This is a genomic window from Aliiglaciecola sp. M165 (genome assembly GCF_007197995.1).
In the GTDB taxonomy this organism is placed as follows: Bacteria; Pseudomonadota; Gammaproteobacteria; order Enterobacterales; family Alteromonadaceae; genus Aliiglaciecola.
In genome coordinates this window covers 193,338-207,727 of the sequence record NZ_VKKH01000004.1, presented here as the reverse complement: position 1 = coordinate 207,727, position 14,390 = coordinate 193,338, and the positions used below count along the sequence as shown (strand labels likewise).

The following is a 14,390-nucleotide window of genomic DNA, read 5'->3' as shown; positions in this document are numbered from 1 at the left end:
ATTATTTATATTTGGCTATTCAGATTTATCATACACTGCGACCTTGCCTGTGACGATTAGCTAGCTAGACTGTGATTAACAAAAATAAACGGAAGCGCTAATGAAACACACTTTTGCCCTAATCTTGGCTTTGACGCTATTCGCGTGTCAGGCCACTTCATCTGTCGATTTAGACTTTGCTGCCCAACAATCAAATCAAGGGTTTTCTGAACAAAGGCTTGCTCGTATTGCTCCGGTAATGCAGCAATATATTGATGACGAGAAGTTGGCTGGCGTAATGACTTTGGTTGCTAGAAACGGCCAAGTAGTGCACTGGGCAACTCAGGGCATGCAAGATCGGGAAAACAAGGTGCCGCTAAGTGAAAATACCATTTTCCGAATCTATTCAATGACTAAACCTGTAACTGCTGTGGCAGCGCTAACGTTGTGGGAGCAGGGCAAGTTTCATATGCAGGATCCTATCGACAAATATTTACCTGAATTGAAAGATCTCAAGGTTTATGTGAGTGGCTCCGGGGACGATATGGTAGTTGAAGATGCAAAATTTCCGATCCGCATTATCGACTTATTTACCCATACCGCCGGTTTTAGCTACGGATTTAGCAATAGTGAAGTGGACAAGCTTTATCAAGCCCTGATAGCCGAAGGACCGGCAAAAGATTCCGCTGAAGCGCTACGTTCCATTGCCAAATTGCCTTTAAATCACCAACCTGGAACTGCTTGGCATTATGGTGTGAATACCGACATCATCGGCTTTTTAGTTGAGCGCATCTCTGGTATGAAATTGGGTGAATATATGCAGAAACATATTTTCACTCCACTTGCGATGAATGACACCGGATTCAGCGTTTCTGCGGAAAATCTTGATCGTTTTTCACAAATCTATACGGTTGGCGACAAAGGCCAAACAATCGTTATGGAAAATGAGCCTTTAGGTGACTACATGAGTGATCCTGCTGTTCACAATGGCGGTGGCGGCTTGACTTCGACCATGACCGATTATCTTAAATTTGCGCAAATGTTGTTAAACGGTGGCGAGTACAATGGCGTACGGGTCCTGGGACGTAAAACCGTTGAATATATGCGCAGTAATCACCTCCCAGATAACCTTATTCCTTTTAATGCAGAGTCAACAGGGGAAGGTTATGGTCTTGCTATGTCAGTGACAGTAGATCCAGGCCAATCAAGGTTTATGAGCTCAAAAGGGAATTATGGTTGGGGGGGCGCAGCGTCTACCTACTTTAGAATTGATCCAAAAGAAAATCTGGTCATGATATCTATGGCGCAGTTTATTCCCATTGGGTTTCATCGTTATCATGACGACTTTAGAAACTTGGTCTATCAATCACTTGTGGACTAGCTAACCCACCATGAGTAGTGAATGCCCAATTAAGTGGGCATTCTTGTACGATTTTGGCGGTCGCTAGAAAATTAGCGTTCGAAAGCGTTTTAATTTAGGCTGTTAGCACAATTTGGTTGCAAGGAACCGCTATGGCTCAACGACTATCGACCGCTTCTCGCAGAATGTTTTTAAAGACTGTCTCGCAAGGCATGGTGTTAGCCGGTGCTGGACTGTTAATTCCGGCATCTTTTGCTCAATCAAGTTCTTTTCTGGCGTCTCGACAGGGAAAATCTGAGCTATTGCTTCACTTCAATGAAAACTCACTGGGTATGTCAGCCAATGCTCTCAAAGCAGCAAAGAACGCTGTTGAGCTTATGGGGAACAGATATGCTGACAAGGGGGTCAATATTCTCAGGTCAGAGCTAGCAGCCCAACATGGTGTCAAATCAGAGCAGGTTTTATTAGGAAATGGGTCTACCGAAGTTATTGGTGCTGTGGTGACCTATGCGGCGCACAACAAAGCCTCAGTGTTAGAACCAAATCCAACCTTCGGCGATGTAAAGCGACGCAGCCAAGCTCAAGGTATGGCAGTTCAGCGAGTTGATGTGGGTGAGGGATTTGTCACTGACATAGCTCAACTCAAGAAGCAGGCCAGAAAAATTAAGGGTCCTTTGCTGATCAACATATGTAACCCAAATAATCCAACGGGCACTATTGTTGATCAATCGGCTTTACATGAGTGGGTCTTAAACGCGCCTGATAATCATCTGTTTTTGATCGATGAAGCTTACTTCGAATATGCGCAGCTCAATCCTAATTACGCCAGCGTATTACCTCTGATTAAATCGGGTAAAGAAAACCTGGTGCTCACACGTACGTTTTCAAAAATCTATGGCATGGCAGGTATGCGTGTCGGATATGGGATCGCTGCGCCGGCTACCGCTAAAAAAATTGAGAAATTTGCGACTACCTTTAATCTCTCAGCGGCAGGCGTAGCAGCTGCCAGTGCCTCCCTCAAGGATGACGCTTTTTATCAGCACAGCTTAGCATCAAACCAACAAGCCAAAACAATCCTTACCGATACACTCTCAAAACTGCATTTGCCTTTTGTTCCTAGCAATACAAACTTTGTTTTGCATAGGATTAACAGCGACTTGGCTACCTACAGCGAACGAATGAAACAAAATAACATCCGTGTTGGCAGACGGATGACAAAAGAACACGGTTGGAATCGAATATCCGTTGGGACGCCAGAAGAAATGCAGGAATTCACTCAGGCGTTGAAGGCTTTTAGGGATAGGGGCTGGGTTTAGGAAAACACGCTCTAGCCTAGCGTTTATTCTTCTTAGGCTTTTTCACTTTTTTCTTTTCACCTTTGGGCTTTTTCTTCTTCATCGGCGGCTTAGCTTCTTTGTTCTTTGGTCTAAGCTCGTCTATCACCCGGCGTTTTAAGCGCTGATTCGTGTAACGCTCAATTTTTGCGACAATCCCCATATCGTGAGCTTCTGCGATAGAAATAGCCGTCCCCTTTTTGCCAGCTCTTCCTGTGCGGCCAATTCGATGAACGTAAATATCTGCAGTGCGCGGCATATCATAGTTGATCACATGGCTGATGTTTTCCACGTCGATACCGCGAGCCGCGACGTCTGTAGCGAGTAAAATTTTAATTTCGCCGGCTTTAAAGTTTGCCAAGGCAGCGTTACGTTTGTCTTGAGGCATTTCGCCTTGCAACCAACAAACGGTAAACCCATCGCGCTCTAGCATCTGTTTAAGCTGATTGAGGCGGTCTCGAGTTTTAACAAAAACCACAGCAGAAGTGACTTGATGTTCTAATATGTGTTTTAACAACGCATATTTGTGATGTATGTCATCAGCTAAATGTAACCACTGTAATATTTTGGCGTGTTCTTTACGGCTAGGGTTGGCTTCTAATAGCACCGGCTCGTTTAATAAGTCTTTGGCAAAACGGGCAATCCCAGCACCTTCCAACGTGGCAGAAAACAGCATACTTTGTTTGCGCCATCTTGCTTCGGCAGCGATTTGATTAACAATGGCACTAAACCCCATGTCTAACATGCGATCAGCTTCGTCCAAAATGAGACTTTCGATTTCTCGGCAATCAAAACTTTCTTTTTCTATGTGTTCAAACAATCGGCCTGGTGTAGCGACGAGAATATCTAGGTTTTGCGCGAGAGTATCTCTATCTGTTCCATAGTTGATACCACCTGTGATCACCCCACAAACTAAATTTGTATATTGGGTGATTTGCACTGCCTGCTCGTATACCTGTACGGCCAATTCTCGTGTCGGTGTGAGGATCAGAACGCGACAAGCACCGGGCTGTTGTCGAGGAAAATCGAGCAAAAATTGACAAACTGGCAGTAAAAACGCGGCGGTTTTACCCGTGCCCGTGGGCGCACTAGCGAGAATATCTTTGCCTTCCATAGCGGGAGGAATGACAAGAGACTGTATGCTGGTGGGTGATGTATAACCCATTTGGGCCACGGCACTGCATAATTTGTCATCCAGATCTAATTGTTCAAACATAGTCTCTCGCGTTCATGATTAAGGGGTTGTGTGGAATCGGCGCAATTATAGATGACTATTGCCACCGAAGGCACTTAATTTGTTAGTTTGCTTCAGGCACCGGCGTATTGCGCTTTAGCTCAGCGATAGCTTGGGTGCGTTTTTCGTCCAATTTTATCTTGATGTCTTTGCCCTTAAATCCATCAGATACAATCTCTTGTACGTCTACTCGTTGCGCCACATCAAGGGTTTCAAGTAAATAATCTGCCTGTTCATAAGCGATATGTTCAAAGCCAGTTCTTCCACGTGCATCCGCTTTACAGGTGGTTAACATATCTTGGTATCGCTGCGGTTTGCGCCAAGCATCACATCTGTTGAGCATGTTTAAAATTGTCGACGGCTTAAGCTCGAAGGCGCGATGTACGTGACTGTGGAATTCACTCATAAGCACCGCAAGGTCATTGCAATGATTGGGAACCTTTAATCTTGCACTCAATGCATTGATGGGTTCGATTCCCAGTTTTTCATGACCACGATGAGAAGGCCACAGTGCTGGATTAGTCAGCCCTTTTCCAAAGTCATGCACAAGTGCAGCATAACGAATTGACAGATCGTCAGACAACATTGCAGCTTGTTGCAAAACCATCATTGTGTGGACCCCCGTATCGATTTCAGGGTGCCACTTGGCAGGGTTAGGGATACCCCAAAGTTTGTTTAATTCTGGGAACCATACCCGAAGCGCACCACATTCCCTGAGCAATTCAAAAAAAACTTGAGGAGCAGGTTCTAGCAGCGCCCGTGAGGTTTCTTTCCACACCCGCTCAGCAATCAAATGGTCTAGTTCGCCATCCCTAACCATCAACGACATAAGCTCCATAGTTTCTTCTGCTACCTGGAATCCTAGATGATGATAGCGGGCGGCAAATCGCGCAACACGCAGAACCCGCAATGGATCTTCACTAAAAGCAGGGGAAATATGGCGTAATATTTTGTTTTTCAGATCTTTTTGACCATTGTAGGGGTCAATAAGCTGTGCTTCTTCATCCATTGCCATAGCATTAATCGTTAGATCTCTGCGCAACAGATCTTGTTCAAGTGTTATGGTTTGACTGCTGTCGACTTCAAATCCGGTATAACCTTTACCGTTTTTTCTTTCGGTGCGAGCTAAGGCATATTCTTCTTTTGTTTTGGGGTGCAAAAATACCGGGAAATCATTTCCAACTTGGATATAACCTCTGTCCAACATGGCTTGCTCAGTTGCGCCAACGACCACCCAGTCTTTATCACTGACTGTCAGGCCTAATAATTGGTCGCGCACTGCCCCCCCAACAAGATAGATATTCATTCGATTTCTTTACTCCTCAACTGCCATATTATTATGCCTGAAAACCCCTGCAAATGCAGTCTTTGACATCAATGCAATAAGTGTTACCTTATCGTTCGACAATCTGTACTGGCTCGTAAAAAACAACATGTATCTGAATTATTTTGGATTATCGGATAATCCTTTTTCCATTGCACCTAATCCGGACTATCTATATATGAGTCCGCGGCACCAGGAAGCGCTTGCTCACCTGACTTTCGGTCTCAGGGAAAGTGGCGGATTTGTAATGTTGACCGGTGAAGTAGGTACAGGTAAAACCACGGTTTCAAGAAAGCTTTTGCAGCAACTTCCAGAAAATACCCAAGTGGCGATGATACTCAACCCGACATTATCGGCGATTGAACTGTTAGCCACTATTTGTGATGAATTGAAAATTCGTTATCTAAAAAAACAAGCAAGTCTTAAATATTTTACTGACAAAATTCTCACCAAACTGACCACCAATCATCATAATGGCATCAATACCGTACTCATTGTTGATGAAGCACAACATTTGTTACCAGAAGTATTGGAGCAATTGCGATTGCTCACTAATTTAGAAACTAATCGCGAAAAGCTGCTTAAAGTGGTACTCATCGGTCAACCGGAGTTGCAACAGCTGCTCAAACGCAACGAGTTAAGGCAGCTCGCCCAGCGCATTACCGCTCGCTATCATTTGTTGCCTCTGTCACCTGCCGAAGTCAGAAACTACATTGCTCACAGGTTGTCGGTAGCTGACGGCAATGAACATATATTTAGCAAACCGACGATACAGGCGATTTACCAGATTACCGGTGGGATCCCTCGCGTCATAAACTTGTTATGCGACCGAGCATTAACCCTTACTTTCACCAAGCAGCATCCTTATGTTCATAGGCATATTTTTATCGCTGCTGCGCGACAAATACTGGGTGATGACGTTGTCAAACAGCGTCAAGGAAGACAATGGACAGCAATACTGGCGTCATGTTTTGTCTTGTCGGCACTGTTAGGTTTCTGGGTAGGGACTTGAGATGACCAAACGGATTAATATTTCAGATTTGAAAGAAGGCATGGTGATTATCAAAGTCACTGCGCAAAATGGCCCAGTGAAGATCAAAAAATCTGGTTTGGTTAACAGCCGCGATATGATCAATGCGTTAACCGAGATGGGGGTACAAGAAGTTGAAGTCGACCCCGATATGACGGTTGAAATTAAAAAGCCTAAAATTACCAAATCCAAAACACAACAATGGTTAGAAGACACCGGCAACTACGCTCAACAAAGCGATCAAGGAATATCTGAACAATTTAACCGTAGTTTATTTTTGCCAACGGTTCAGGAGCTTCCTGAAGCTTGGCAGTATTATGGCAAGAAAGTCGGTATCGTTGTGACAGTTGTCGTAGGAGGTTTTTGCATAGGGTTAGTTGGAGCAAACCTGACCTCTTGGGTGCAACAACTCTCTCAACCAAAAGTGGAAGTCACGCAGCAGACACCCGCTGACACAGCGATGCCGCCCGCTAGTCAATCAAACTCTTCGACTATTGCGCCTGCGCCTGAAACAAGTGCTCCAGCTTCTACTCAATCTAATCCACTCGTTACAAATCCAGTATCTAGTGCACCAAATGAAAAAGAGGTGGATGCACTACCTGAGCAACAAGCTCCTCAGGAATTAGTGTTGGGCGTGCCCTTAGAAGAACGAGAGGCCAATTTAGCCAATCAAGCCGATAACGTAGAAGCACAAACTGTCATTCCGCCCGATCTCATCAAGCGCTTTCAAGATGCCATGACGGCATTAGGCGATACCCAACCGCAAGACCCCGCGGTTGACGTTCAACCGATTAAGAATGTGCCACCGGTGACTGAGTTACCTGCTTGGGTTTTAACTCAGCTTCCTAGTATTTCCTTTTCAGCCCATTTATACGCATCGGAGCCAGAGGAACGTTGGGTAAGAGTGAATGGGCGAAGAATAACAGAAGGGCAAGAAATAGAAGAGGGTCTGCGCGTCGTAGGGATAGAGCCTCAACACGTTATAATGGTGTTCAAAGGACAAGAGTTTAGTATGGATGCCTTGTCTGATTGGTAAGCGGCAAGGACATCACAGTATTTTCCGAATCATTGAGGTTGAGGCCACAAATTCCGGGCAATTAAATCGTGCTGGCAAATATTTCTCGGAAGAATTTCGTCAGGTTTAAACCAAATTCTTCTGGTCGAACCGCACCCTCGATTTGCACTTTTGATTGGCTCAAGTCGATCTTTTTCACTTCAGAATAGTTACCCGTTTTCAGGTGGTAAAAGGTTGCAACGACGGGTTGGAGAGGGACGTCTTTGTTACCCCTGACGACAATTCCTAAACGATCATTATTAAGTTTTACCAAGGAACCAACCGGGTGGACACCAATGCATTGGATAAATTCTGCGACCAGTGTTTGATCGTATCCGTTATCCTGCAATAGTCGGCGAAGTGCTCTGGATGGCGTGATGGCTTTTTTGAACAAGCGTTCACTGATCATCGCATCGTAGCTGTCCACAATGGCTGCCATACGAGCATACTGACTAACATCTACATCACTTTGAGCATCTGGATAACCCGAACCGTCGAAACGCTCGTGATGGTTATAGATGACGTCGCGAACATTGTCAGAAATTGAACCGCAGCGTTCAACCAAATCCAACCCTATGTCGACGTGAGTGGTAACCACTTCTTTTTCAGCGTCAGTGAGCTTTTTGCTGGATTGTGTGATGTCTTTTGGCATGTTTGTCATACCGACATCCATCAGTAAACCGGCTAAACTCAAATCTTCGATTTCAGTCTTAGACATACCCTTATGTTGGCCAAACATGGTCATTAAAATGGAACAATTAACCGAATGTTCTAACAAATATCGACCGGTTTTGTTGAGCAACGACAAGCAACATAAACCATTAGGCATCTCAAAAACGGCATCAATGATCCCTAAACTGAGATCTTTGACTGCTTCCAAAGAGGGAGTGTCATTTACTTCCAAACGTTTGAAAAATTTGCTCTGAATAGTAAGGGCTTGATCATACAGCTTGATAGCCGCTTCAATCTGTTCTTGATCTGTCATCTCGCGGGGCGAGGATGAGGCACCAGCACTGTTTTTAGTAGGTTGATCTGCAGGCTGTTCTAAACCGTCACCACGTGTTAAATCGATTTCCAACTTAACAACGCCTTTGGCCTTTAACAAAGCGACCGATTTTTCAGTTTTGACCAATCCCTTTGTTTTGATTTTCAAAGTGCCGGTTTGTTCGATCACGTTGTTGACGAACATCCCTGGCTTTAGATCATCAATGTCAATTGCCTGCAGCATTTACCACTCATCTCGTTGCTTGTTGATAAAAACCGTATACTAAATCAAAGCGCCTAACAAATCTTCCTTAAAATCACGATTTTAAGTCACTTTGTTAAGCGAAACTTGACGATAATAAACTATCTCATCCAGGTCAGTGCATTTTCTTCATATTGAAGAATTTTGTCGTCCAATTCTAGCGTTTGACCAATCGCATCCAAACCTTTAATCAGGTTGTTTTTATGGTGCTCTGCAATCTCAAAAGAAAATGTGTGTTCATTAACTTTGACAGTTTGCGCCGGTAAATCAACCAAAATTAGAGTGCTTGCTTGAGCCTTGACGGCGTCGAAAATACTATCCATATGTTGGCTGCTAAGCGCAATCGGGAGCAGTTGATTATTGATACAATTACCATAAAAAATGTCTGCAAAACTTGGGGCAATAATTACCTTAAATCCGTAATCATCAAGCGCCCAAGGGGCATGTTCTCGGCTTGAACCGCAGCCAAAATTTTCTCTTGCTAATAAAATACTGGCACCTTGATGCTCAGGCTTATTTAAAACAAATTCTGGATTGGGTTCTTTTTCGTGAAGGTCTAGGTAGCGCCAATCGTGAAAAAGGTGTTTACCATAGCCGCTGCGGGTAACACCGGTTAAAAATTGTTTTGGGATAATCTGGTCCGTATCAACATTGGCTTGATCAAGGGGGACAGCGTTACCGATGTGAGTAGTAAAACCTGGCATAAATTGCTCCTATAATTCCCGAACGTCTGCGAAACGGCCTTTAATGGCTGCAGCTGCAGCCATTGCTGGAGAGACTAAGTGAGTTCTAGCTCCTCTACCTTGCCTACCTTCAAAGTTACGGTTACTGGTTGATGCACAGCGATCACCTTGAGTTAATACATCATCGTTCATACCAAGACACATGGAACAACCTGGCAATCGCCATTCAAAACCGGCGTCGATAAATATTTTATCCAGGTTTTCCTGTTCAGCTTGCTTTTTCACCGACACCGACCCGGGCACCACAATTGCGGTAACCCCTTGTGCAACCTTGCCTTTCTGAGCGACTTTTGCTGCTGCCCGTAAATCTTCGATTCGGCTATTTGTACAGGATCCAATAAAAACATTATTAATTTCTACATCAACCAACTTGGTGCCGGGTTGTAAATCCATATACTTAAGGGCTTTAATCGCTGATTCGCGATCGATAGGATTGGTAAAATCGTCCGGTGAGGGAATCGGCACATTTACGCCGATTACCTGACCTGGGTTAGTTCCCCACGTAACCTGTGGAAGAATGTCTTGAGCATTGAGCTCAACCAGGGTGTCAAAGGTTGCGCCTTCATCTGAATGCAGTGTTTGCCAATACGCCAGGGCTTTGTCCCATAATTCGCCTTTGGGGGCATATTCTTTGTCTTTTAAATAGTCGAATGTCGTGTCGTCGGGTGCGATAAAACCTGCTTTGGCCCCGGCTTCAATGCTCATATTGCATACCGTCATGCGTTCTTCCATGGACAGTGCAGTAATAGCTTCTCCGGCGTATTCGATGACGTGGCCGGTCGCTCCTGCATGACCGATTTTGCCGATGATGGCTAAAATAACATCCTTGGCAGTGATCCCTTCGTGGAGTTGACCATCCACTCTAACCAACATGCTTTTTGCTTTGGATTGTTTTAACGTTTGCGTGGCAAGTACATGCTCAACTTGTGATGTGCCTATACCAAACGCCAAAGCACCAAACGCGCCATGGGTAGCAGTATGTGAATCACCACAGACCACAGTCATACCAGGTTGGATAATCCCTAACTCAGGACCTATGACATGCACAATACCTTGTTTTTGATGACCAACAGGAAACAGCTCAATGCCATGTTCGTCGCAATTCTTTACCAGCGTCTGCAGCTGTAATTGATTGTCTGGACCACAAGCATCCAGTGCCAACGAACGTGTAGAAATACTGTGATCCATGGTGGCGATGGTTTTTTCAGGACACCGTACTTTGCGTTGTTTGTCATTTAATCCTGCAAAGGCTTGAGGTGAAGTCACTTCGTGGATCAAGTGACGATCGATATAAACTAACGAGTCGTCTCCCAATTCATCCACAATATGTGCTTGCCAGATTTTGTCGTATAAAGATTTAGCCATTGGTTTGTCCCGTGATATTAGTTTTGATCTGACAAAATCAGAGCGCAAATGTAGTCGCCTACTTCTGACGTTGAACGTGCAGCATGTCTATTTTCAGGTGCAAGAAGCTCACCGGTCAATACACCGTCAGCCAGCGTTTTTATTACTGCTGCTTCTATACGGTCCGCTGCCTCAGATTGGTTCAGACTGAATCTTAATAACATTGCAGCTGAAAGAATTTGGGCAATTGGATTAGCGATACCTTTGCCTGCAATGTCTGGTGCTGAACCGCCCGCTGGCTCATAAAGTCCAAACCCATTTTGATTGATGCTGGCTGAAGGCAATAAGCCCATCGAGCCGGTGATCATGGCACATTCGTCAGAAATAATGTCGCCAAATAGATTAGAACACAACATCACATCAAATTGATTTGGATATCGCAGCAACTGCATGGTCGCGTTGTCGATATAAATATGTTCGAGGGTAACCTGAGGATAATCTTGTGCGACTTCTTCAGTGATTTCACGCCAGAGTCTTGAACAAACCAGTACATTGGCTTTATCAACTGAGGTGACGTGTTTACCTCTTTTCATCGCTGCTTCGAAGGCACTAACGGCAATTCGGCGGATCTCTTTTTTGCTATACCGCATGGTGTCATAGGCAAATTGCTCTTCACCTTCCCCTTCAATCCCTTTAGGTTGGCCAAAATAGATCCCACTGGTCAGTTCGCGAACCACCAATACATCGAAGCCACTTGCTGCAATGTCGGCGCGAAGCGGAGATAACGACTCCAAGCCTGGATATATTTTTGCAGGTCGCAAATTACTGAATAAATCGAAGTGGCTTCGCAGCTTTAACAGTGCAGCCCGTTCAGGCCTCAGCTCCAAAGGCAAATCGTCCCACTTCGGGCCGCCAATTGAACCAAATAATATGGCGTCTGCTTGTTCACAGCCCTCCAAGGTATATTCAGGTAGGGCATGACCATGGTTGTCAATGGCACAACCACCTACATCAAATTCGTTTAATGAGAAGCTGAGGTCGCTGGTGGATTCAATCGCTGCCAGGACTTTTTTGGCCTCAACCATGACTTCTGGACCAATACCGTCTCCCGCTAATACCGCGATGTTATAGTTTGACATTTATACCCCTGCAATTTTAACTTGTTGTTTTTTCTGTTGATCAATTTGGTCAGCTAAATGAGTGTTATTTAATACATATATTAATGCCTTAACACCACTTTCTACGATGTCTGTTGCCAGACCAATACCATTAAAACGTCGACCATTATATTCTGCCACCACACTCACTTGTGCCAGCGCGTCGGCGCCTTTACCTTTTGAATCCAATTTGAAGTCAACCACTTCAACTTTGTTGTGGCCGATGGCTTTGGTAATGGCATTATAAGCTGCGTCAACGGGTCCATTTCCTATCGCAGATTCAGTGACTTCTGTGTCTCCGATACGCATTTTAACCGTTGCGCTAGGGATAATTTCCCGTCCGGAATTTGCTTGTAAATAAAGTAATTCGTAGTGCGCTTCTTCTTGTTTTTGTTGATTAAAAAACAGTAACGCTTCCAAATCGTAGTCAAATACCTGGCCTTTTTTGTCAGCCAATCGAACAAAGGCTGAATAAATATCTTCCAGATTATAGTCGCTGTTCTGATAGCCCAATTCACTCAACCGATGTTTAATCACATGGCGACCTGAGCGAGAGGTCAAATTAAGGTTGTTCTTGTTAATGCCGACACTTTCGGGTGTCATAATTTCATAGGTGTTTTGCGCTTTAAGCACGCCGTCTTGGTGAATACCTGATGAGTGACTAAACGCATTCGCACCGACAATCGCTTTATTGGATTGCACCGGCATGTTACACAACTGACTGACAAGTTTTGATGTGCGAGAAATTTCTTGTGATTTGATGTTAGTTTGCATGCCTAACATTGCCTGACGGGTTTGCAAAATCATCGCAATTTCTTCTAACGAGCAGTTTCCGGCACGCTCCCCTATGCCATTTATTGTCGCTTCAACCTGACGAGCACCTTGTTCTACTGCGGCCAATGAATTGGCTACCGCTAGGCCCAAATCGTTGTGACAGTGCACTGAAATAGTCGCTTTATCAATATTTGGTACACGGTTGAATAAGGACTGAATAATACCACCAAATTCTGTTGGTGTAGTATAGCCAACGGTGTCGGGAATATTAACTGTGCTTGCCCCAGCGTCAATAGCGGCTTCTACCATTCGACACAAATAATCAATATGTGTACGCCCCGCATCTTCACAGGAAAACTCGACATCATCGGTATATCTTCGAGCGTGTTTAATGGCGTGAACAGCCATCTCAACAACCTGTTCTTGTGATTTTTTTAGCTTGGCGTCGACGTGAATGTCTGAAGTGGCAATAAACGTATGGATCCGGAATTGCTCAGCGACGCGCAAAGATTCTCCGCAGGCATCGATATCTTTTTCCAATGCTCGGGACAATCCGCACACGATAGAGTTTTTCACTTCTCGGGCAATGCTTTGCACTGAGGCGAAATCTCCTGGCGAAGAGACAGGGAAGCCGGCTTCGATAATATCTACACCTAATCGTTCGAGGGCCAGGGCAATTTGTAGTTTTTCCTTAACAGTGAGGCTTGCAGGCAAGGCTTGTTCACCGTCGCGCAAGGTTGTGTCGAATATTTTTACTTGATTTGACATCATCTTTCTCCTGTTATCCTCGATTCCAATTGAGGATTGCCCATACAAAAAAACCCGTGCGATGCACGGGTTTTGAAAATTGGTTGTGACTAATACAACCTACCCGTGCAGTCTCGCTGCCAGAAGGAGTAGGATGTTGAGTAAAATAGCAAAAGGTTTGTTCACTTTTGTTCTCTTAGTACGTTTATTCTCTTTAGTGCTTAGTTGATTTCTAAAGCACTTTGTCACTATGCGTATTTGTATCGTCATTCGCGTAAAGCGTCAACCAAAGTTAACATCTTCGTATATATCGCTTTGGAATAAGTAACCCTTATAAGAGATTAAGTAATCCCATCGGCAGATTACAGAACCACTTTCGCTAGCCTTTAAACGTCTTCCAATTGATCTTGGTCGACAACAGAAGTTCGCGCAAACTCAGTGCGCGAGGCACCGACTTACCTTTGTGATTCCAGGTATGTCCACAACAGGCTGCGGTGAGGTTTAGTTTGTTCGGCAACAGCAAAACCTTCTTTTGGTGAGGATGCGAGGGTTCGCCTTCAAAGCTGCCGTCTAAATGAAACCAACCGTGTTTGTTTACATGTAAACGATGGCTATCTTGTTCAATACGGTCTATCGAATCCAATTCAATCGATTCAATGCCCATATCGTTGACATAAACCGGTACGGGTAATCCCATGCTCGCATGGCTATGGAACCAGGATTGACTTTTCTCGCTATTATGTTTTTGTACAACGCATTTAGCAGATTGTTTCGCCTGCCAACTGCCATTGTGAATATCTACTTCAATCGGTGCAGTATGATCGAGTAAATATTCCGCAGCATTTTTTATATGGTAGGGGAGACCAGAAAGTCGTCTTTGTAACAATTTGATATTATTAGGGGCTTTTTTACCTAACGCATACAGTTCCCGTTCGTACAGGGCGTTGCACAGCTCGGCAAAGTGGCGCTGTCTATTATCGTTAGCGAAGATATCAACTTGCTGTTGAGGACTGGTATCGGACATCTTCAGAGTTATATCAGACAACTACCTGTTTTGTCAGCAA

General features: G+C 44.5%; 12 protein-coding genes. 4 read left to right on the top strand and 8 right to left on the bottom strand.

What is annotated here, in order from left to right; all coding sequences use genetic code 11:
• Window positions 1–100 precede the first annotated feature (100 nt).
• Window positions 101–1,360, top strand: a complete 1,260-nt coding sequence (locus FM019_RS08280; protein ID WP_143835454.1) for a serine hydrolase domain-containing protein — start codon at window positions 101–103, stop codon at window positions 1,358–1,360.
• Between the two features lie 131 nt (window positions 1,361–1,491).
• Window positions 1,492–2,655 (top strand): pyridoxal phosphate-dependent aminotransferase, encoded by a 1,164-nt coding sequence (locus tag FM019_RS08275; RefSeq protein WP_143835453.1) that lies wholly within the window; start codon window positions 1,492–1,494, stop codon window positions 2,653–2,655.
• 16 nt (window positions 2,656–2,671) lie between these two features.
• Here FM019_RS08275 and srmB read toward each other — a convergent pair whose 3' ends face one another.
• Together srmB and FM019_RS08265 are read right to left on the bottom strand one after the other, a co-directional pair.
• The gene (gene srmB / locus FM019_RS08270) at window positions 2,672–3,889 is read right to left on the bottom strand and encodes an ATP-dependent RNA helicase SrmB (protein WP_143835452.1); all 1,218 of its coding nucleotides are present in this window, start codon (window positions 3,887–3,889) and stop codon (window positions 2,672–2,674) included.
• Window positions 3,890–3,971: 82 nt separating this feature from the next.
• Window positions 3,972–5,213: a multifunctional CCA addition/repair protein gene (locus FM019_RS08265; protein WP_143835451.1), complete on the bottom strand. Its 1,242-nt coding sequence runs from the start codon at window positions 5,211–5,213 to the stop codon at window positions 3,972–3,974.
• A gap of 127 nt (window positions 5,214–5,340) precedes the next feature.
• Here FM019_RS08265 and FM019_RS08260 point away from each other — a divergent pair, with 127 nt between their 5' ends.
• A complete protein-coding gene (locus FM019_RS08260) occupies window positions 5,341–6,243 on the top strand; it encodes an ExeA family protein (protein ID WP_143835450.1) in 903 nt (300 codons plus the stop codon).
• Between the two features lies 1 nt (window position 6,244).
• Window positions 6,245–7,297 carry a general secretion pathway protein GspB gene (locus tag FM019_RS08255; RefSeq protein WP_143835449.1) on the top strand — a complete coding sequence of 351 codons (1,053 nt, stop codon included), beginning with the start codon at window positions 6,245–6,247 and terminating at the stop codon, window positions 7,295–7,297.
• 61 nt (window positions 7,298–7,358) lie between these two features.
• Here FM019_RS08255 and FM019_RS08250 read toward each other — a convergent pair whose 3' ends face one another.
• The 6 genes from FM019_RS08250 to FM019_RS08225 all read right to left on the bottom strand — a co-directional run bounded on the left by FM019_RS08250 (window position 7,359) and on the right by FM019_RS08225 (window position 14,350).
• Window positions 7,359–8,543 (bottom strand): HD-GYP domain-containing protein, encoded by a 1,185-nt coding sequence (locus tag FM019_RS08250; RefSeq protein ID WP_143835448.1) that lies wholly within the window; start codon window positions 8,541–8,543, stop codon window positions 7,359–7,361.
• 119 nt (window positions 8,544–8,662) lie between these two features.
• Window positions 8,663–9,265 carry a 3-isopropylmalate dehydratase small subunit gene (gene leuD, locus FM019_RS08245; RefSeq protein ID WP_143835447.1) on the bottom strand — a complete coding sequence of 201 codons (603 nt, stop codon included), beginning with the start codon at window positions 9,263–9,265 and terminating at the stop codon, window positions 8,663–8,665.
• A 9-nt stretch (window positions 9,266–9,274) separates the two neighbouring features.
• The gene (leuC, locus tag FM019_RS08240; RefSeq protein ID WP_143835446.1) at window positions 9,275–10,669 is read right to left on the bottom strand and encodes a 3-isopropylmalate dehydratase large subunit; all 1,395 of its coding nucleotides are present in this window, start codon (window positions 10,667–10,669) and stop codon (window positions 9,275–9,277) included.
• Between the two features lie 17 nt (window positions 10,670–10,686).
• On the bottom strand, window positions 10,687–11,787 hold the full coding sequence (gene leuB, locus FM019_RS08235; RefSeq protein ID WP_143835445.1) for a 3-isopropylmalate dehydrogenase: 1,101 nt from the start codon (window positions 11,785–11,787) through the stop codon (window positions 10,687–10,689).
• Window positions 11,788–13,347 (bottom strand): 2-isopropylmalate synthase, encoded by a 1,560-nt coding sequence (leuA, locus tag FM019_RS08230; RefSeq protein WP_143835788.1) that lies wholly within the window; start codon window positions 13,345–13,347, stop codon window positions 11,788–11,790.
• A gap of 358 nt (window positions 13,348–13,705) precedes the next feature.
• On the bottom strand, window positions 13,706–14,350 hold the full coding sequence (locus tag FM019_RS08225) for a hypothetical protein (RefSeq protein WP_143835444.1): 645 nt from the start codon (window positions 14,348–14,350) through the stop codon (window positions 13,706–13,708).
• Window positions 14,351–14,390 lie beyond the last annotated feature (40 nt).

Excerpts from the sequence above, each read along its gene's own strand:
- FM019_RS08280 (WP_143835454.1), top strand. The coding sequence starts at position 101 with ATGAAACACACTTTTGCCCTAATCTTGGCTTTGACGCTATTCGCGTGT.
- FM019_RS08275 (WP_143835453.1), top strand. The coding sequence starts at position 1,492 with ATGGCTCAACGACTATCGACCGCTTCTCGCAGAATGTTTTTAAAGACT.
- srmB (WP_143835452.1), bottom strand. The coding sequence starts at position 3,889 with ATGTTTGAACAATTAGATCTGGATGACAAATTATGCAGTGCCGTGGCC.
- FM019_RS08265 (WP_143835451.1), bottom strand. The coding sequence starts at position 5,213 with ATGAATATCTATCTTGTTGGGGGGGCAGTGCGCGACCAATTATTAGGC.
- FM019_RS08260 (WP_143835450.1), top strand. The coding sequence starts at position 5,341 with ATGTATCTGAATTATTTTGGATTATCGGATAATCCTTTTTCCATTGCA.
- FM019_RS08255 (WP_143835449.1), top strand. The coding sequence starts at position 6,245 with ATGACCAAACGGATTAATATTTCAGATTTGAAAGAAGGCATGGTGATT.
- FM019_RS08250 (WP_143835448.1), bottom strand. The coding sequence starts at position 8,543 with ATGCTGCAGGCAATTGACATTGATGATCTAAAGCCAGGGATGTTCGTC.
- leuD (WP_143835447.1), bottom strand. The coding sequence starts at position 9,265 with ATGCCAGGTTTTACTACTCACATCGGTAACGCTGTCCCCCTTGATCAA.
- leuC (WP_143835446.1), bottom strand. The coding sequence starts at position 10,669 with ATGGCTAAATCTTTATACGACAAAATCTGGCAAGCACATATTGTGGAT.
- leuB (WP_143835445.1), bottom strand. The coding sequence starts at position 11,787 with ATGTCAAACTATAACATCGCGGTATTAGCGGGAGACGGTATTGGTCCA.
- leuA (WP_143835788.1), bottom strand. The coding sequence starts at position 13,347 with ATGTCAAATCAAGTAAAAATATTCGACACAACCTTGCGCGACGGTGAA.
- FM019_RS08225 (WP_143835444.1), bottom strand. The coding sequence starts at position 14,350 with ATGTCCGATACCAGTCCTCAACAGCAAGTTGATATCTTCGCTAACGAT.